Annotated in this window: 14 protein-coding genes and 1 pseudogene; 12 read left to right on the top strand and 3 right to left on the bottom strand. The window is 34.8% G+C overall.

The window, feature by feature from the left end:
- Window positions 1–89 precede the first annotated feature (89 nt).
- The 3 genes and pseudogenes from ACFWDE_RS23090 to ACFWDE_RS23080 all read left to right on the top strand — a co-directional run.
- Window positions 90–1,544 (top strand): annotated as a pseudogene (locus ACFWDE_RS23090) (AAA family ATPase); the annotation flags it as partial.
- On the top strand, window positions 1,534–3,384 hold the full coding sequence (locus tag ACFWDE_RS23085) for a hypothetical protein (RefSeq protein ID WP_377894942.1): 1,851 nt from the start codon (window positions 1,534–1,536) through the stop codon (window positions 3,382–3,384). The pseudogene ACFWDE_RS23090 and the gene ACFWDE_RS23085, both read left to right, overlap by 11 nt.
- Window positions 3,385–3,701: 317 nt before the next feature.
- Window positions 3,702–4,298 (top strand): hypothetical protein, encoded by a 597-nt coding sequence (locus ACFWDE_RS23080; protein ID WP_002148196.1) that lies wholly within the window; start codon window positions 3,702–3,704, stop codon window positions 4,296–4,298.
- Window positions 4,299–4,400: 102 nt separating this feature from the next.
- On the opposite strand, the gene racA is transcribed toward ACFWDE_RS23080, so the two are convergent.
- On the bottom strand, window positions 4,401–4,943 hold the full coding sequence (gene racA, locus ACFWDE_RS23075) for a chromosome-anchoring protein RacA (protein ID WP_377894939.1): 543 nt from the start codon (window positions 4,941–4,943) through the stop codon (window positions 4,401–4,403).
- A 363-nt stretch (window positions 4,944–5,306) separates the two neighbouring features.
- Here racA and ACFWDE_RS23070 point away from each other — a divergent pair, with 363 nt between their 5' ends.
- On the top strand, window positions 5,307–6,662 hold the full coding sequence (locus tag ACFWDE_RS23070; RefSeq protein WP_002148192.1) for a hemolysin family protein: 1,356 nt from the start codon (window positions 5,307–5,309) through the stop codon (window positions 6,660–6,662).
- A gap of 144 nt (window positions 6,663–6,806) precedes the next feature.
- Window positions 6,807–8,231, top strand: a complete 1,425-nt coding sequence (locus tag ACFWDE_RS23065; RefSeq protein ID WP_377894938.1) for an aldehyde dehydrogenase family protein — start codon at window positions 6,807–6,809, stop codon at window positions 8,229–8,231.
- A 120-nt stretch (window positions 8,232–8,351) separates the two neighbouring features.
- Here the strand turns inward: ACFWDE_RS23065 and ACFWDE_RS23060 are convergent, their stop codons facing one another.
- Window positions 8,352–8,744 carry a YueI family protein gene (locus ACFWDE_RS23060; protein ID WP_377894937.1) on the bottom strand — a complete coding sequence of 131 codons (393 nt, stop codon included), beginning with the start codon at window positions 8,742–8,744 and terminating at the stop codon, window positions 8,352–8,354.
- A gap of 254 nt (window positions 8,745–8,998) precedes the next feature.
- Here ACFWDE_RS23060 and ACFWDE_RS23055 point away from each other — a divergent pair, with 254 nt between their 5' ends.
- Window positions 8,999–10,117, top strand: a complete 1,119-nt coding sequence (locus ACFWDE_RS23055; protein WP_002148187.1) for a BA2291 family sporulation histidine kinase — start codon at window positions 8,999–9,001, stop codon at window positions 10,115–10,117.
- 33 nt (window positions 10,118–10,150) lie between these two features.
- Here ACFWDE_RS23055 and ACFWDE_RS23050 read toward each other — a convergent pair whose 3' ends face one another.
- A complete protein-coding gene (locus tag ACFWDE_RS23050) occupies window positions 10,151–10,900 on the bottom strand; it encodes a DUF4397 domain-containing protein (protein ID WP_002148186.1) in 750 nt (249 codons plus the stop codon).
- Between the two features lie 801 nt (window positions 10,901–11,701).
- Between ACFWDE_RS23050 and ACFWDE_RS23045 the strand changes: the two genes are divergently transcribed.
- From ACFWDE_RS23045 to rocR, 6 genes are all read left to right on the top strand, one after another.
- Window positions 11,702–13,012 carry an aspartate aminotransferase family protein gene (locus ACFWDE_RS23045; protein WP_002148184.1) on the top strand — a complete coding sequence of 437 codons (1,311 nt, stop codon included), beginning with the start codon at window positions 11,702–11,704 and terminating at the stop codon, window positions 13,010–13,012.
- Window positions 13,009–13,707, top strand: coding sequence for an acetate CoA-transferase subunit alpha (gene atoD, locus ACFWDE_RS23040; protein WP_002085805.1), 699 nt, complete (start codon window positions 13,009–13,011; stop codon window positions 13,705–13,707). Before ACFWDE_RS23045 ends, atoD begins: the two co-directional genes overlap by 4 nt.
- Window positions 13,692–14,354, top strand: a complete 663-nt coding sequence (locus ACFWDE_RS23035) for a CoA transferase subunit B (protein WP_002148181.1) — start codon at window positions 13,692–13,694, stop codon at window positions 14,352–14,354. The genes atoD and ACFWDE_RS23035 overlap by 16 nt, the downstream gene beginning before the upstream one ends.
- A gap of 15 nt (window positions 14,355–14,369) precedes the next feature.
- A complete protein-coding gene (locus ACFWDE_RS23030) occupies window positions 14,370–15,638 on the top strand; it encodes a peptidase (RefSeq protein WP_377894935.1) in 1,269 nt (422 codons plus the stop codon).
- Window positions 15,635–16,534 (top strand): putative beta-lysine N-acetyltransferase, encoded by a 900-nt coding sequence (gene ablB, locus ACFWDE_RS23025; RefSeq protein WP_377894934.1) that lies wholly within the window; start codon window positions 15,635–15,637, stop codon window positions 16,532–16,534. Before ACFWDE_RS23030 ends, ablB begins: the two co-directional genes overlap by 4 nt.
- 192 nt (window positions 16,535–16,726) lie before the next feature.
- Window positions 16,727–18,112 (top strand): arginine utilization transcriptional regulator RocR, encoded by a 1,386-nt coding sequence (gene rocR / locus ACFWDE_RS23020; RefSeq protein ID WP_377894932.1) that lies wholly within the window; start codon window positions 16,727–16,729, stop codon window positions 18,110–18,112.
- The last annotated feature ends 199 nt before the right edge of the window (window positions 18,113–18,311 follow it).

The raw sequence follows: 18,311 nt of genomic DNA, 5'->3' as shown, positions 1-18,311 counted from the left end.
ATCGTGGAAATTTATTTATGTAATTAATATGCACAGAAGATCCTAAGTAAATATCATATTAATATAACTTTTTTTCTTAAACAAATTTCTCAAATTATAAAATGAGAGTGTCTTTGGAACGGAAGTTAAGCAACGGTTACTTATCATTTCTTATGCCTAAATTACCAAAAGACTTTGAGCCTCCAGAATTATTGTGGCATGAAGGAAGGCTGTATGGAAATTTATCGTTAAAATCATCAATAAGTTCAATTTCATATTTTGAGCAAAGAAAAGAATGCAAATATATTGAAATAAACGATTGGATGAAACATGTAGAAATAGCAGTAGATGATCATTTATATTTTGTAAGTGAAAATGTGTATGATCAACTAAATAAACGAATTGTTGAAGAAGGTAAGTTAGTTGAAGTAGAAGATATTAAAATGCAAAAGGAGGACTGGGAATGGGATGAGCGTGAATCCTCTTTTTTGCAGTATGTACAAAGTATGGTTCGTAATAAAGGGCTATATTTGGATGATACAGATATATATAATTTTCACATTAGTGTTAAAACCAATATGTTAACAATTGTTGGTGGCATACCAGGTGTTGGGAAATCACGCTTTGTGCAAGCTTATGCAGAAGCACTTGGATTACGTTATGGTGAAGAATTAATTTGGATTCCGATTTCACCAGCGTATCAAGAACCACATGATATTCTCGGTTACCTTCATCCGAATGGTAATTTTATTGAAAGTGAAACGAAGTTAGTTCGGACATTGTTAAAGGCTAAAGAAAACCCAAATCAATTGTATATAATTGTGTTCGATGAAATGAACATGTCACATATTGAGCATTGGTTTACTCCGTTTCTATCTGTTCTTCAACTTGAAAAGAAAAATCGTATTTTGAGTTTGTATGAGAAAATACAAGAAATAGAAAATCAAATTCCACCTTCAGTGGAAATAGGTGAGAATATTATTTTCGTAGGCACTGTAAATTTTGATGAGACGACGAAAGAGCTTTCCGATCGATTATTAGATCGAACAAATTTGATTACATTACAAAAAATTCCGTTTTGCGAGATGAATATAGAACATGAGAAAGTGGTTCAGCAGCCCCCGCTAAAAGTAACAACGGGAGAATTTCGACTCAATTGGTTTAGGAATAAAGAGATGATCGAAGTGTTTACTGAAGAGGAATTAGAGTTATTGGATAAGTTACATGATGTATTATCATCACACGATATATCAAAAGGAATTTCTTTCCGATGTGCAAGCGCAATCGCTACGTATTTGCAAAATATACCGTTCCAAAATAATCAGTCCTATATGATTAGCAGGGAAGAAGGTTTTGATTTGCAAATAAAGCAGCGTGTATTAACGAAATTAAGGGGGACAGAAATGACAGTGGGCTCTCTACTTTCTGAAGAAGCAAAAAGGGGAGCGACATTGATACCACTTTTACAGTCTCCGCTTGCAAATCGTGTATCTACATTTGAACATTCTTTAGCTTATATAAGACAAAAGCGTAGAGAACTGGAGCTGTATGGCTATGCAAAATGAGGAGCGTTATGAAACAGCAATCGTCGATACGAAAGAAACGCTCCCGTTTGTATTGAAGCTAATTATTGGTACGGAGGGGAAAGGCGATTTTATCCTTTTAAACCGGCTTTGTACGTCTACTACAGCATTAGTTCAATGTATTTATAAAGTACAGGAATTAAAACCACTGAAATTGCATTTCCATTATCAAAATCCAATGGATATTACATTCATATGGAATAAAGTATATGAGGGACAAAAGAATATAAAAGAGTCACAATATGAACTAAATGAAAAAAAACAAAGAGTATTAGTGTATGAACATGGAAAAACTGAATTTTTTTATCCGTGGCGCTGTGGCTTATACCATTTTGAAGTGCGTATAGAAGATAAAACTTATTATGGTGCGTTTCAAGTTGTTCCTAAAAACTTTTTTGATGACCAATTTGAAATGATTCAAGATTATGTGAAGTCAATTTTAAACGAGTTAATTTTAGATAGAGGTTATTACAAGAAAACTTTCTCAGCACTTAGCGATATTGAAGATTCTTCTTATTTGGTATTGTTAAGAAAGTTGCCACAAAAAATGAAAAGAATAAAACAAATTTTTAAGAAAGTAGAATCGAATGCGGAATTTGTACACGAATATGAATGGGAAACGAAAGAGCGGAAGACAACGAGAAAAACTGCTATTATGACAGAAAGAAAGCTTTATGCGAAATATTACAACCGTAAATTTAAGGAGAAAAAAAATAGTATTGAAAATGCATTTCTTAAATTTAAAACGATGCAATTTTATTATTATTTACTTGAAGCAGAAAGTTTTGTACGTAAAACTATTGAAATACTAGAAGGAGAAAAGAAGAAAAAGTCAGACGAATTTCAAGCTGTTAAAACAATTATGAAAACGATTGAACGAAATGGATCCGTGACGGATAGGGAAAAACAAAAATATAGAAATCTACATTTATTGAAAGAAGCAGATTTACGGAAAAGTTCTGTGAAAATACAAGAATATAAAATACTAGCTCATATCGTATATGAAAGCGTGCAATACTTTCGAAATTTATTGTATTCTCCATTTTGGCGGGAAGTTTCTGAGACAGCTACCATTAATTCGAACACTTTATCTATACCACATCAGCAATTAATCCACCATTTAGAATTGTTACCGCAACATACAGAGCAACCCCCATCTTTATTATTCGTATATAAACCAACGTTTTTAGTGTATGAGTATTACGCTTTTTTTATTGTTATTTCTATATTAGAACAAATCGGATTTGAAGATAAGAATCCTATCCGTGAACAAATACAAGAACATTTTTATTTAGACGGATTACAAGATGGAACGACAGTGATTTTACATCGAGATGATATAAAAGTGTACGTCGCGTTTAATGATTTAATTGAAACACACCCTCTTATTGCACTAAGCAAAGGAAGTAATTTTTATAACGGAGAGGATACAAAGAAACCGGATATTCGTTTAGATTGTTATGTAAAGGAAGAAGAGAAGTATGTATATAAATCTTCTATTATTATCGAAGTGAAATACAGCCCTATGTACAATATTTTTCAGCCTGTCGGTAATACAAAAGCAACTGAGCAAATGTATAAATACTGGTCCATTAAGTATGTAGAAGAACAGAATGGCAAAAGAATTTTTAAGCGAAGAGCGATTTATGAAGTGATTTGTGTATATCCAGGTAGCCATATGCATAGTAAAAAAATTGAATCTGGTTGTGGAGTGTTTTTACAACTATATCCATATAAAACGAAACAAGGAGAAGAGAAGTTGGCTGGGAAGCATGGGATGATTCAAATTTTTGAGAAATGGTTAAAAAGTAATAAAATGTAAAAGAAATCCTTTTTAATGAAGGATTTCTTTAGGTTAAGAAGAATTATATGCCATAAGGAAAGAAGCATAACGTGGGTCGAACTTGAAAGGATAAACATTTTTCATTAGAGCAATTAACTTTCTTTGTATGTATGATTGTATAAGAAAGTAAGAAATGGTACATGCGGGGGAAAAGAGTGTGAAATAGGAATTTAATTCAATTTGCAGAATATAATAAGACATAAATATTTTTAGTTGCATACGAAGATTTGTTCTTATATGATAGTGAGTGAAAGCGTTATCAAAAAACAGAACGGCGATGGGAAAGGCGGGTAAATATGTTCCAGCGTGTTCAAACAAAGGAAGAACATTTTTGGTTCGAGCAACTGTGGGGAGATTTTTGTGAAGAAAGAAACTTAATGTTTGTAGAACGTAATTTAAATCCATCACGATTTTTATTAATAGAAGATGAACATCATATTGGTACAGTAGAATGTATTAAGTTTACAGTACCTGAACAATCAAATTCTGAGTTTTTCTATCCGTTTTCTAAAAATGATTTAGTGAAAGATTTGAAAAATGTGTATGAAATAGGAAAGTTAAGTATTGCGAAAACGTCTCGGGGGAGAGGACATTTCAAAAGGCTGGCAGCTATTTTATTTATGCATGCGTTAGAGACGAAAGCGGAATGGTATATTGCAGCAGTTACAAAAAGAATGTATATGTATTTACTTACACTCGGTTTTCCAATTGAACCGATAGATAGTCCATTCCAGTTTCATGATAATTTACAAGGTGTACCAGTGCGGATTCATGCTCGAAAAGGGGCTACACATCTGTATTCTTTGAAAGAATTCCGTGATATTATTCAAGGGAATGCTCATGCGCAGGTACTTATTGCAGAATACAGTAAAAATATTATGTTAACAAAATGAATATATATGAATATGTATAGTATGAAGAAGGGTGTCATATTATAGTCATCTTTCTTCATACGAAAAAATAGACCCTTATTTTTGTAATAAGGGTCTAAAAGGTTATAGTCCAAATATACTAAAAATCATTTTACGACGCTTCGGTTTCTTTTCTCTTTCATATGTTGGTTTTGCATCAGGAGTAATGTATATTGGTTCTTCTTTTTTTAGGGCAGCTTCTAGTTTTTGAATTCGTTCTAACATTTCCTCCATTTCGCGGCGATGTTGTAAGAGTTGGTATGTAACGACATCATTTGCTTTATCTTGCATTTGTTCTTCCATTCGATCTAGTCTTCTCGTAATTGTGGTTAATTGAGCTGTTAATTGTTTAAAATCATTCGATGATGTATTTTGAACAATTGTGTTTACTTGAGTTTTTAATTTTTCTACATCATTTGAAGATGTTTTTTGAGTAGTTTGAGAGTTTTGAGGCTGGTCCATTTGAGAACGATGGTAGTCTAACATTTGATCTAAATCAACTTGTGTGAAAATAAAATGACCATATTTATTTTTTTTTATCGTAAGATTTAATTGTTGTGCAATCCGGACAACAGCCTTTGGGCTAACACCTAATTTCTTTGCGATAAATGGTGTTTTATATTCCAAAATAATCCCTCCTATATACATCCTGTTGAATGATTTCTAGTTATGTAGCAAGTTCCCTTCAGGTGTGACAAAAGAAGTGTGGAATCGGCAAAGAAAGTGTTTTTTCACGAAGTTTAGCTGTTTAGCACATACGATGTATATAAATCATTTTAAGTTATCGGAAAATTAGGCTTATTATAGTTTGACGATAATAAGCTAATTAGATTATCATAATTATAAATATCTTTTTTATGTATGCATATAATATATAAAAAGGTGGTTAATAATGTAGAATTTTATTAGAGTATAAGAATGCTTACTTCACTTGAATAAATTTAAGTAGGAGGTGGCTTCCTTGCTTACACTGTAAGTAAGGAAAAGTATTTGGACATATATAGTATAAGTATAGTGATTGTTTTAATTGCCTTAACGGCATTTTTCGTGGCAGCAGAATTTGCAATTGTTAAAGTGAGGAGTTCACGAATTGACTATTTAATTGCAGAAGGAAATAATCGTGCACTATCTGTCAAAACAATCATTACAAACTTAGACGAATATTTATCGGCTTGTCAATTAGGAATAACTGTTACAGCTCTTGGGATTGGGTGGTCTGGTAAACCTGCGCTAAAGCACATGTTTGATGTGCTGTTTGCAAATTGGAACGTCCCTACTCAACTCGCAGACATTTTCGCTATAATTTTAGTGTTTTTGTTTATCACATTTTTCCATGTGGTAGTAGGAGAGTTAGCTCCAAAAACATTCGCGATTCAAAAAGCAGAACAAGTGAGTTTCTTTGTTGCTAAGCCACTCATTTTTTTTAATCGTATTGCATTCCCATTCATTTGGCTTTTAAATGGATCAGCTCGGTTAATTACAAAGTTTTTTGGGTTGAAACCACCAAAAGGGCATGCTGAAGTGCATTCAGAAGAAGAATTGCGCTTATTAGTTTCAGAAAGTTATAAAAAAGGTGAAATTAATCAATCTGAATATAAGTATGTGAATAAAATATTTGAATTTGATGATCGTATTGCGAAAGAAATAATGGTACCACGAACAGAGATGAATATTTTAAATAAAGAAATGCCTGCTGAAGAGGCTTTACAAAAAATGTCTCATGAAAAATATACGAGGTATCCGGTTGTTGATGGTGATAAGGACCATGTAATAGGCTTTGTGAATTTTAAAGATATATTTACAGATTTTGTGAAGCATCGAGTTGTTAGTGAAAAGACAGTGGAGCAATATATTAGGCCAATTATTTTAGTTATTGAATCTATCCCAATTCATGATCTATTTTTAAAAATGCAAAGAGAAAGGACACATATCGCTATATTAATTGATGAATATGGTGGTACATCAGGTCTTGTAACCGTTGAAGATATTTTAGAAGAAATTGTAGGGGATATTCAAGATGAGTTTGATACTGATGAACAGCCGGAAATTCAACAAGTTAGTGAGACGAAAACAATTTTAGAAGGAAAAGTACTTGTTAGTGAAGTGAATGCATTATTAGGTTTGACTATTGACGACGATGATGTCGATACGATCGGCGGTTGGATCCTAACAAAAAATATTGAGATTTCCGAAGGTGATACCATTGAAATTGAAAAGTATAAGTTTTGTGTGAAAGAATTAGATGGACACTATATTAAGAGGTTAGAAGTAACGAAACCTTCAGAATCGATTGTTATTGTAGGAGATGAAAAAAAGATTTCGCTCCAAGAACAAATTAGTTCGTAAACTCTGCTTTGTAGCAGAGTTTTTTTTGAGCAAAATGTTTTTTGGTGTATTAGGGCTATGATACAATTACATAAGTCAGACCTTTCACCAGGTGAAATAAAGGTAATGTATTATTGTATACATATATTTGGAAGGAGAACCACTATGAAAAAGCATTTATATATAAATGGGATATGGAAATCAGTAGGGACGTATAAACCATTGTATGCACCATATTCTGAAGAAACATTAGCGGAGATTGCGCAAGGTACAGAAGATGACGTTAAGGAAGCGGTAGTTTCGGCTAAAAATGCAATGAAAGAAATGAAAAAATTATCTGCATACGACCGTGCAACTATTTTAGAAAAGGTTGCACAAAAAATGGATGAGAGAAGAGAAGAGTTTGCAGAGATTATCGCAAAAGAAGCTGCAAAACCAATTCGTGCTGCACGGGGAGAAGTAGATCGCACTGTTCAAACATATAAGTTTGCAGCTGAAGAAGCGAAGCGAATATATGGTGAGACGTTACCATTAGATGCTGCGCCAGGAGCAGAGGGCCGTATAGCGTATACAATTCGACAACCAATCGGGGTTATTGGTGCTATTACACCGTTTAATTTTCCGCTTAATTTAGTAGCACATAAAGTAGGCCCAGCAATTGCGGCTGGAAATACTATTGTGCTAAAGCCAGCAGACCAAACGCCACTTTCGTCGTATGCATTGGTAGAATTATTTGAAGAAGCTGGTTTACCAAAGGGAGCTTTCAATATAATTTCTGGACCTGGATCTGTTGTAGGTGAGGCATTAGTAAAAGATGAGAACATTGCTAGTATTACTTTTACAGGAAGTCCGAAAGTAGGTATTGGAATTAAGGAAAAATCTGGATTGAAACGAGTGACGTTAGAATTAGGATCGAACGCTGCTGTAATTATTGATGAAGATGTTGAATTGACAGACGAAATAATTGAACGTGTAAAATGGGGCGCGTTTGTGAATAATGGACAAGTTTGTATTTCAGTACAACGTGTTTTTGTGCATGAATGCAAAATGGAGGAGTTTATTACAAAATTAACGAAAGCAATGGAAAGCGTTGTAGTAGGAGACCCGCTTCATGAAGAAACAGATGTATCGGCACTTATTTCAAAAAACGATGTAGAACGTATAAATTCATGGGTGGAAGAGGCAGTTAAGGAAGGAGCAAATGTTGTATACGGTGGTAACAAACGTGATGCAAGGATTTTTGAACCAACTGTATTAACAAATGTTCCAGAGTATGTATCTGTTCAGTGCCAAGAAGTATTCGGTCCACTTATGACTGTAAATACATTTAAAGAATTTGATGAGGCTTTAGAGCAAGTAAATAATTCACGTTATGGATTACAAGCAGGTGTATTTACAAACAATCTATGTAAAGCAATGCGTGCAATTGATGAATTAGAAGTCGGTGGTGTCATGATTAATGATATTCCAACGTTCAGAGTAGATCATATGCCTTATGGCGGTGTGAAAGAGAGTGGCACAGGCCGTGAAGGGATTAAATATGCAATAGAAGAAATGACAGAAATGAAATTAGTGTGTATTAAAAAATAAAGTAGATCGAGCTTAAACATCGCAATAAAAAACGAGCAGGAAATGTTTACGATTCCATACTCGTTTTTTATTGTTTGTTTTACGTTTCTCGGAACGATTTCATTTAATCAAGTGTACCTTTTACTTCATTTCTTGTTTGAAAATATCATCCTCGACATAAATATGTTCTTTATCTACAGCAGTGCTATGAGAGAGTACTAAACCGATTGGTGTTTCAGTACCTTTATTTTGAACAATTGTAAAAGGAATATTTTTTTCATTTGCTAATTTAATGTATTTTGATAAATGTGGGTAAGCAATGCTTCCATTTAGGAATAGTTGTAATGATTGAGAAGAACGTATGTTACCTGTTACTTCTGTATACACATTACTTTGCATTACTTGACCGATGGTTAAAGCGATTTCTACACGCTCACGTAATGTAGTTAAGTACATATTACGTTCTTCTGGTTTGTTTTGCTTTTGGCCATAAATGCCTTCTTGGAGATAGTCTTCCACATTTTTATTTACCATATTTTTCACACCTTTCACTTCCTATTGTACGCAAGAATTAAAAAGGATGCAAAAAAAGTCGTTTTGAACGCGAAAAAAAATTGAAAAAGTGAGGAGGAAAAAGGGCTATATGAACACAAAGTATTAAATAAGAAAGAAAAAATAAATTTTATCAACAGAAATTAACAAAATGTGACAATAATCTATTAACGAAATGCGTTTTTTGTGTTAATATTCAAAATATAAAGGGTATTCGTCGTATGGAAATGGAGTGAATGGAGGTTTTTCCAATCGATAAGGATATTAAAGAAGTATTTTGTTCGCACTTGAAAAACAACAGGCACCAATTCGTAGAGAACTGGAAAAACAAAATGATAATTTCCAAAAAAGACCCATTTAAGCAAGAAGTTGCTCAAAATGGAGAAAATTTATTAGAGTTAATTATCGAACTCATTATGGAAGATAAAGACATTAATTATCTTCAGCCATTATGTGAAAAAATTGCTATTGAGCGTGCAGGGGCAGATGCGAATATTGGAGATTTTGTCTACAATGCAAATGTGGGAAGAAATGAACTTTTTGAAGCAATGTGCGAATTGGATGTAAGTGCTCGTGAACTGAAACCGATTATGGCCAAAATACATACTTGTTTTGACAAATTAATTTATTATACCGTTTTAAAATACTCAGAAATTATATCGAAGAATTTAGAAGAAAAACAGCAATATATAAATGAAACACATAAAGAAAGGCTGACGATTTTAGGGCAAATGTCGGCTAGTTTTGTACATGAATTTCGTAATCCACTAACTTCAATTATGGGATTTGTAAAGTTATTGAAGACGGACCATCCTAATCTATCGTATTTAGATATTATTTCGCATGAATTAGATCAATTAAATTTTAGGATTTCGCAATTTTTACTTGTATCGAAAAAAGAAATGTGGAATGAATCTGAACGATTTTGGCTGAATGATTTGTTTCAAGATATTATACAGTTTTTGTATCCGAGTTTAGTGAATGCAAACGTTTCGATTGAAAAGAATTTGCCGTACCCAATTCCGCTCGTTGGTTACCGGAGTGAAGTGAGACAAGTAGTTTTAAATATTTTAATGAACTCGATTGATGCTCTTGAATCAATGAAAGAAGAGCGGAAAATTATCATTGATGTATTTGAAGAGGATCTGGCTGTTCGCATTGTTATAAAAAATAATGGGCCTATGATTCCAGCAGAAAATGTAGAGACCATTTTTGAGCCATTTGTAACTACTAAAAAGCTAGGAACTGGTATTGGACTATTTGTATGTAAACAAATTGTAGAAAAACATAACGGATCCATATTGTGTCGTTCGAATAACGATTGGACAGAATTTCAAATTACGTTTCAAAAGTAAACAGTCTACACCATACAAATGGTGTAGACTGTTTTAATTTGTAAGTATAACGGTCTCTAATTTTGGATCCTCAGTTGAATAACCTACCATTGAAATTGTGTAAATTGTATTTGGTTCAACGTTGAATTTCGGAATGGTTAATAGTACTTTTTTTGTATCCGCAAGTGAAACTTCAATATCTGCTGTACCAGGGCTAACTTGTAAAAAATCTGTTATTTGTTTAAAGAGTACATTTTCAAATAAATGATCCCCATCTTTTAAATTTACATTTACTACTGGAGTGTCTGGTGAAAAATGTGCAAACCGTATTTTTGCTTGACCAGATGGTAAATGAGTATTATCAAGAATAGGTTGTAATTGGAGATGATTATCGCTATTGACCGCTGCAAGGGTATAAGCGTGATTCCCCATTATTGGTACTAATGCTGAGAATATTGGAGTTTCGTTTCCGACAGGGACAATATCAATACGGTATTTACCTTGTACTAATGATAAATAAGGACTGAATTGTTTAAAAGAAATATTTTTAATAACCTTTTGTCCGTTTATAATAATATCAACTGCTGGTGTATGGGGAGCTGTGTGAAAAATTCTCATATGTGACGGTAAAGTTGCTTCTTGTGAATCTCTCTTTTCATATGCTTGTACAAGTTTTGTAATTGCATCATGGTATTTCATATAGAGTTCTACATATCTTTTAGGATTGCTATATTGATAGTAACGAGCGAGCTGTTCGTAACGTGCAGCTTCTTGTCCATATTTTTCAATTTCGGATTGAGTCATGAACATTCCTCCTTTATCATCATTACAAATATATGCGAAGCTAGAAAGAGGTTATGCAAAAAATTTGCCTTTCTAGAAGGAAAAGTTTAAATGGGGATTTTTTTATTTATAGGCAAACACACATACAAATCGATAATTGTCCTACATAAATTATAAAGGAAAGGTAGTTTGACTTTGATGGAAGGAGTGGAACCCTTGGATGTGGATATCCCAATAGTTATTGGGAATGAAGTTATGGAGGATTTGGTGCTATAGGTTGTTGGACGAATTATGGATTTGCATTATGAGTATTTCTATTAATTTTAGTGATGCGTTGGATAAGGTAATGCCGATAAAAGAGCGTCGTGCCGAACTGATTAATATGGTTAATCGGTTCTTTTTTTATTGTTCTAAACAGGTGATACTATTTGTTAAGTAATAGTTACGATAAATGTGGCGAAGTGAAATGTCGAATTTTGTTTGAAAATATGCAATATAAAGTAGGATAATAGGAAGGAGAATAACGGGAGTTCCGTCGAAGTTTACACAATGTCAGCAATTGAGGGAAGCTGATATTATGTTAAAAAAATATTCGATTTGTTGTTATCTTAAATCAGGAAGGGGTATTTAAGCGTAAAGATAAGGGTTGGTCTTCGTATTTGATTCTGAATTTTCTGTTTTATAATTAATATTTAGCACTCATTTGTATATTTTATAATAGTTTTTTGATAAATTCACTGCTTTCGCAGAGGGTTCTTTTTTATGAAAGAAACGTCAATTTTCTTCATATATATATACAAATTGGAGAAATGGGGGAGCGCTATGCGCGATTACTTAATTAAGCCACTTGTTGGTCAGCCGTATCCAATGATTTCACATGGAAAAGGTGTTTATTTATATGATCAAAACGGAAATAAATATTTTGATGGTTCGTCAGGAGCGATTACGGCAGGTATTGGACATGGCGTAACAGAGATTGCGGAAGTTATTAAAAAACAGGCAGAGGAGATTGCGTTCGTTTATAGATCACAGTTTACGAGTGAACCGGCTGAAAAATTAGCGAAGAAGTTGAGTGATTTAAGTGTAGGAGATTTGAACTGGAGCTTTTTTGTGAATAGTGGTACGGAAGCAAATGAAACAGCTATGAAAATCGCAATTCAGCATTTTCAGGAGCGTGGCATTCAAGGGAAACATAAAATTTTGTCACGGTGGATGAGCTATCACGGGATTACAATGGGAGCTTTATCTATGTCTGGGCATCCACTGCGCAGACAACGTTTCGTTTCTATTTTGGAAGATTATCCGACTATTCCAGCTCCATATTGTTTCAGATGTCCGATGCAAAAGGTATATCCAACATGTCAGCTTGCTTGTGCGACTGAACTAGAAAGAGCGATTGAACGAATTGGTGCAGAACATATTGCAGCTTTTATTGCTGAACCGATTATCGGAGCTGCTGGAGGCGCGGTTGTTCCGCCGAAAGAATACTATAAAGTAATTAAAGATATTTGTAGTCATTACGATATATTATTTATTGCGGATGAAGTAATGACTGGACTTGGTCGTACTGGTGCATGGTTTGCGATGGAGCACTGGGGTGTAGAACCGGATATTATGACGCTTGGTAAGGGGCTAGGAGCGGGTTATACACCAATGGCAGCGACAATTGTAAGTGACCGTGTTATGGAGCCCATTTTACATGGATCACGTTCTGTAATGAGCGGACATACGCTTAGTGCAAATCCATTGTCTGCAGCAACGGCTTTAGCTGTTATTGAATATATGGAGAAACATAATTTACCTGAAAAAACAGCAGAAAAGGGAGAGTATTTATTAAAAGGTTTGCAGAAAGTTCAGCAACAATCGACAATCATTGCCGATGTGCGTGGAAAAGGATTGCTAATTGGAATAGAATTGCAACCGTTTACAAAAGCGTCGGAGCTTATTTCAGTTGCTGCTAAAAATGGACTGCTCTTATACCAAGCTGTTTCAGGGCAAGCAGGAAAAGAGGATAGTGCACTGCTTGTTGCACCACCAATGACAACTACATATTCTGAGTTAGATGAATTACTTTCAATTTTTGTACAGAGCGTGGAAGAGATGATGCAAAAAGGAGGGCATAGTATCGCATGACAACCATTACAAATACATTCGGTAAATTAAAAGAAATAGAGGAAGTAATTTCTTTGTTCCATGATGATATGACATTAATGTTTGGGGGATTTGGAGGAATCGGATCCCCTCCATCTTTAATTCAAGCTGTTTTAGATAAAGGCATTACAAATTTAAATTTAATAGGAAATGATACTGGATTTCCTGATGTAGGAATCGGCCGTCTTGTTACGAATGAAAGGGTTAAATCTTTAGTTACTTCTCATATTGGGTCAAATCCAAATGCGGGAAGACAATTAAATGAAGGAAGATTGCAAATTGAATTCTCTCCGCAAGGAACACTCGCAGAGCGTATTCGCGCTGGTGGTGTAGGGCTTGGTGGTATTTTAGTTGACGTTGGTGTTGATACGATTGTAGAAGAAGGAAAGCGTACAGTTGAAATGAATGGAAAGACATATTTAGTTGAAACAGCTTTAACGGCTGAAGTCGCAATTGTATATGCGAAAAAGGCGGATCCGTTTGGCAATCTTGTATTTGATAAAAGCGCTCGTAATATGAACCCACACGTAGCTATGGCTGGTGACATAACGATTGTAGAAGCAGAAGAAATTGTCCCACTTGGAAGTTTAGACCCAGAAGAAATTGTCGTCCCAGGTGTATTTGTAAATTATATCGTGCCATCGGAAGGAGTGAATTGGAAATGGGTATGGGCGTAGAAGTAAGAGATAAGATTGCAAGACGTGCAGCGAAAGAAATTCAGAATGGTATGCTTGTAAATTTAGGTATTGGGATTCCATCGCTTGTACCGAATCATTTGCTAGAAGATATGAATGTTATGTTTCACGCGGAAAACGGTATTGTTGGTATGGGACCAACGCCAAGTAAAGGGAATGAAGATGAGAATTTATGTAACGCAGCTGGTTTACCAACATCTCTTATTACAGGAGCAAGTTATTTTGATAGCTGCATGGCATTTGGCATGATTCGAAAAGGATTACTTGATGTTACGATACTTGGTTCGTTACAAGTAAGTGAAAATGGTGATTTAGCGAACTGGATTGTACCAGGAAAACGTGTTCCAGGTATTGGAGGAGCGATGGATTTAGCGCAAAAAGCGAAGCGGGTCGTTGTTGTGATGAATCATGTTGATAAATACGGAAATGCAAAGATTGTTTCGGAATGTACATTGCCATTAACTTCGAAAAAATGTGTAGATTTAATTATTACAGACATGGCTGTCATGGAAGTGACTCCAAGAGGACTTGTCTTACAAGAATTAATGAGTCCTTACACTGTAGAAGATGTAAAACGACATACGACAGCTGATTTTCATATAAGCTCAAATTTACTAGTAATTGAATGAGGGGAGTTGTAATATATGGAGCAATTTAAAAAACAAGTTTGTGATTATATTGAGAGTCATGAAGAAGAGAGCGTAAAATTTTTAACACGATTAATTCAAGAAAAGAGCGTATCTGGTGATGAAAGTGGTGCGCAGGCAATTGTTATTGAAAAGTTGCGTGAGTTAGGTCTAGACCTTGATATTTGGGAGCCTGCTTTTAATGAAATGAAAGATCACCCTTATTTCGTATCACCTCGTACAAGTTTTACAGATAGCCCGAACATTGTAGCGACTTTAAAAGGAAGTGGCGAAGGGAAATCTATGATTTTAAACGGGCATATTGACGTCGTGCCAGAAGGGGATGTAAATCAGTGGGACCATCATCCATACAGTGGAGAGAAAATAGGAAACCGCATATATGGACGTGGAACAACAGATATGAAAGGCGGCAATGTCTCACTTATGCTTGCGATGGAAGCGATTGTTGAATCTGGTATTGAACTAAAAGGTGATATACATTTTCAAAGTGTAATAGAAGAAGAGAGCGGTGGGGCAGGAACATTAGCTGCTATTTTACGAGGATATAAGGCAGATGGCGTTATTATTCCTGAGCCGACGAATATGAAGTTTTTCCCGAAACAACAAGGGTCAATGTGGTTTCGTCTACATATAAAAGGCAAAGCAGCACACGGTGGTACACGTTATGAAGGAGTAAGTGCAATTGAAAAAAGTATGTTTGTTGTAGATCATTTGAGAAAATTAGAAGCGAAGAGAAACGGTCGAATTACAGATCCGTTATTTAAGGGGATTCCGATTCCAATTCCAATTAACGTTGGGAAAATTGAAGGGGGAAGCTGGCCAAGTTCTGTTCCCGATTCATTAATTTTAGAAGGAAGATGTGGTATTGCGCCGAATGAGACTATAGAGGCAGCAAAAGAAGAGTTTGAAGGCTGGATTGGTGAATTAAAAGAAGTGGATAGTTGGTTTGTAAAAAATCCTGTAGAAGTAGAATGGTTTGGAGCGAGATGGGTTCCTGGTGAACTAGAAGAAAATCATCCACTTATTACAACGCTTCAACATAACTTTGTTGAAATCGAAGGGAACGAACCGATTATAGAAGCTTCGCCATGGGGAACAGATGGAGGTTTGTTCACACAAATCGCTAACGTACCAACGATAGTATTTGGTCCAGGAGAGACGAAAGTAGCACATTATCCAAACGAATATATAGAAGTTGATAAAATGATTGCTGCCGCAAAAATAATTGCATGTACATTACTAGATTGGTGTGAGGTGAAGAAATGAAATACTATGAATCTTTTAGTGAACAGACAAAGCATTACACAGTAGAAGGGGTTTTAGATTATTTTAATAAACGTGTTAGAGTTGATCACTATACAGGAAATGTTGAAAGTATTATACAAACAATCGATGAATTAGCAGAGAAACATTCTTTCACTAAATGTATTATTAAAGGAAAGGGAGAGCATGTTTCAACATGGCTCTCTTTCGGTTTCTTACTGGAAGCAACGATACCTCATTATTTTCAAGGACACGATGCGCACTTCTTCGTGAAATATCATAATGATGAAAGACGAAATAGTATTCATTGGATTGAGGAGGATACCATTTTAAGTGGTGTAAAAGCAAAAGAAGTGAAAGAAAAAATAGTCCCAGAGGAATTTGTGTTAAGAAAAGCGACAGAAGAGGATGCGGAAGAATTAGCAATTGTCTTTGGAAAAGTATTTGAAGTTTATCCGACACCTTTAAATGATGCGAGTTATGTAAAGCAGACGATGAAGGAAGACGATACAATTTACTATGTTTATGAATTCGAGGGGAAAATTATTAGTACAGCATCTGCTGAAATGAACGTGAAAGAAGGTAATGCAGAATTAACGAATTGTGCTACATTACCTGAATATCGAAAACATGGTTTCATGAAAAGTCTGTTAATTAAATTGGAGGAAGAGCTCCAAGAAAAATCTATTTTTTGTTCTTATACAATTGCTCGCTCGCTATCTTTCGGTATGAATGCAGCCTTTCATCAATTAGGCTATACATATACGGGAAGGCTTGCGAATAATTGCTACATTTTTGATAAGTTGGAAGATATGAATATATGGGTGAAAGATTTATCCAGCTATTCGAAAGCAGTAAGACTCCCGCCTCAAAATTCGGCTGTAAAGCAAATAAGTTAGGTGTGAGGCGGATTAATAATCAGTGGGGATGAATAAAGCCCCACTGATTAAAGTTTCACTTAACCATAAATAAGCAATAGAAATATATATAAATTTCATCAAAATAATAGAACGGAATCGTCATGCTTATAATCGCACAGAGGGGTGCCGAAAATCCGGCATGCATTTGCCAGATTTTCGGCAAGAGGGGGGATGACATTGCTAGCAGTTTCGACACAAGAAGTCATTGAAGCGATTTTGGGCAGTATTGATGAGGCTATACATGCAGTGGATGAAAATGGTATTACAATTTTTTATAATACAGTTGCCGCAAAGCATGATGGATCGAAAATTGAAAATGTGCTAGGAAAACATTTATTAGAAGCATTCCCTTCATTATCTAGGGAAACGAGTACGCTAATGAAAGTGTTACATACGAAAAAACCGATTGTACATCAAGTTCAGCATTATCAAAATTTAAATGGGGAAGACGTTTGTACGGTAAATACGACGCTACCTATTTTTATAGATAGGAATATTGCTGGTGCTGTTGAAATTGCGAAAGATTATTCTACAATTCAAACGCTTACTGACACAATCGTAGATTTGCAATCGAAAATAAAACGGTCGACTAGTAAAAAAACGGTAAAAAAGCATGTTGCATTCGAGACAATTGTGACAAATGATTCCCGCTTTAAACAGACGAAAGAGTTAGCTCAAAAAGTAGCACCAACTGATGCGAATGTTTTAATATATGGTGAAACAGGAACAGGGAAAGAGCTATTTGTGCAAGCAATTCATGAAGCTTCTAAACGGAAAAACAAGCCATTTATTGCACAAAACTGCGCAGCTTTGCCAGAGTCGCTATTAGAAAGTTTATTGTTTGGAACTACAAAAGGAAGCTATACAGGGGCAATTGAACGAGCAGGATTATTTGAACTTGTAGATGGAGGAACATTGTTTTTTGATGAGCTTAATTCAATGCCAATCGATTTACAAGCGAAGATGCTACGTGTATTAGAAGATGGAGTTATTCGTCGCATTGGTGATAATAAGACGAGAAAAGTAGATGTTCGAGTTATTACTGCAATGAATCAGCCTCCAGAAGTATGTTTAAGAGAAAATAAAATTCGCACTGATTTATACTATCGATTAAATGTGTTTTCATTATATATTCCGCCGCTTCGCGAAAGAACTGAGGATGTACTGCTATTAGCGTCTTACTTTTTGAAAGAATATAATAAAAGTTATAAAAAAGGTGTACTTCAAATTGATAAGGAAGCGAAAGAAAGATTACAAGCTTATCAATGGCCTGGAAATGTTCGTGAGTTAAAACATACGATTGAACATGCTGTCATTATTACGGAAGGGAATTCGTTAACAGCAAATTGCTTACCACGAACATTTCGGAAAGAGAAACTTCCGAAGAAGAAAAGTATATTACCGCTTAGGGAAGCTCTTCATCAAACGGAAAAGGAATTAATAGATCAAGCGTTAATTGAAACGGAAGGGAATATTTTGCAAGCAGCAAAAATGTTAGGTATTCCGCGTCAAACGCTTCAATATAAACTGAGCAAGTACGACAAAACCGCCGAATAATCGGCGGTTTTTGTGTGTTTGCACCAATAAAAGAGCGTTTACATATATAACAAGTAATTAATATGGTAGTAAATATCGTTTTAGTACAGCACTTAAAAATATTTATTCTCTTATATAATAGGGTATTTCTCGCATTTACTTATCAAGTATATGAAGTTGGCATAATTATTGCTTATATAAAGGATGAGCGTATAAAAAG

The sequence above is a fragment of the Bacillus sp. NPDC060175 genome (genome assembly GCF_042728695.1).
GTDB lineage: Bacteria > Bacillota > Bacilli > Bacillales > Bacillaceae_G > Bacillus_A.
The sequence above is the reverse complement of the archived record's forward strand: the minus strand, read 5'-3'. Positions and strand labels throughout refer to the sequence as shown.

Excerpts from the sequence above, each read along its gene's own strand:
- ACFWDE_RS23085 (WP_377894942.1), top strand. The coding sequence starts at position 1,534 with ATGCAAAATGAGGAGCGTTATGAAACAGCAATCGTCGATACGAAAGAA.
- ACFWDE_RS23080 (WP_002148196.1), top strand. The coding sequence starts at position 3,702 with ATGTTCCAGCGTGTTCAAACAAAGGAAGAACATTTTTGGTTCGAGCAA.
- ACFWDE_RS23065 (WP_377894938.1), top strand. The coding sequence starts at position 6,807 with ATGAAAAAGCATTTATATATAAATGGGATATGGAAATCAGTAGGGACG.
- ACFWDE_RS23060 (WP_377894937.1), bottom strand. The coding sequence starts at position 8,744 with ATGGTAAATAAAAATGTGGAAGACTATCTCCAAGAAGGCATTTATGGC.
- ACFWDE_RS23055 (WP_002148187.1), top strand. The coding sequence starts at position 8,999 with ATGGAGGTTTTTCCAATCGATAAGGATATTAAAGAAGTATTTTGTTCG.
- ACFWDE_RS23050 (WP_002148186.1), bottom strand. The coding sequence starts at position 10,900 with ATGACTCAATCCGAAATTGAAAAATATGGACAAGAAGCTGCACGTTAC.
- ACFWDE_RS23045 (WP_002148184.1), top strand. The coding sequence starts at position 11,702 with ATGCGCGATTACTTAATTAAGCCACTTGTTGGTCAGCCGTATCCAATG.
- atoD (WP_002085805.1), top strand. The coding sequence starts at position 13,009 with ATGACAACCATTACAAATACATTCGGTAAATTAAAAGAAATAGAGGAA.
- ACFWDE_RS23035 (WP_002148181.1), top strand. The coding sequence starts at position 13,692 with ATGGGTATGGGCGTAGAAGTAAGAGATAAGATTGCAAGACGTGCAGCG.
- ACFWDE_RS23030 (WP_377894935.1), top strand. The coding sequence starts at position 14,370 with ATGGAGCAATTTAAAAAACAAGTTTGTGATTATATTGAGAGTCATGAA.
- ablB (WP_377894934.1), top strand. The coding sequence starts at position 15,635 with ATGAAATACTATGAATCTTTTAGTGAACAGACAAAGCATTACACAGTA.
- rocR (WP_377894932.1), top strand. The coding sequence starts at position 16,727 with ATGACATTGCTAGCAGTTTCGACACAAGAAGTCATTGAAGCGATTTTG.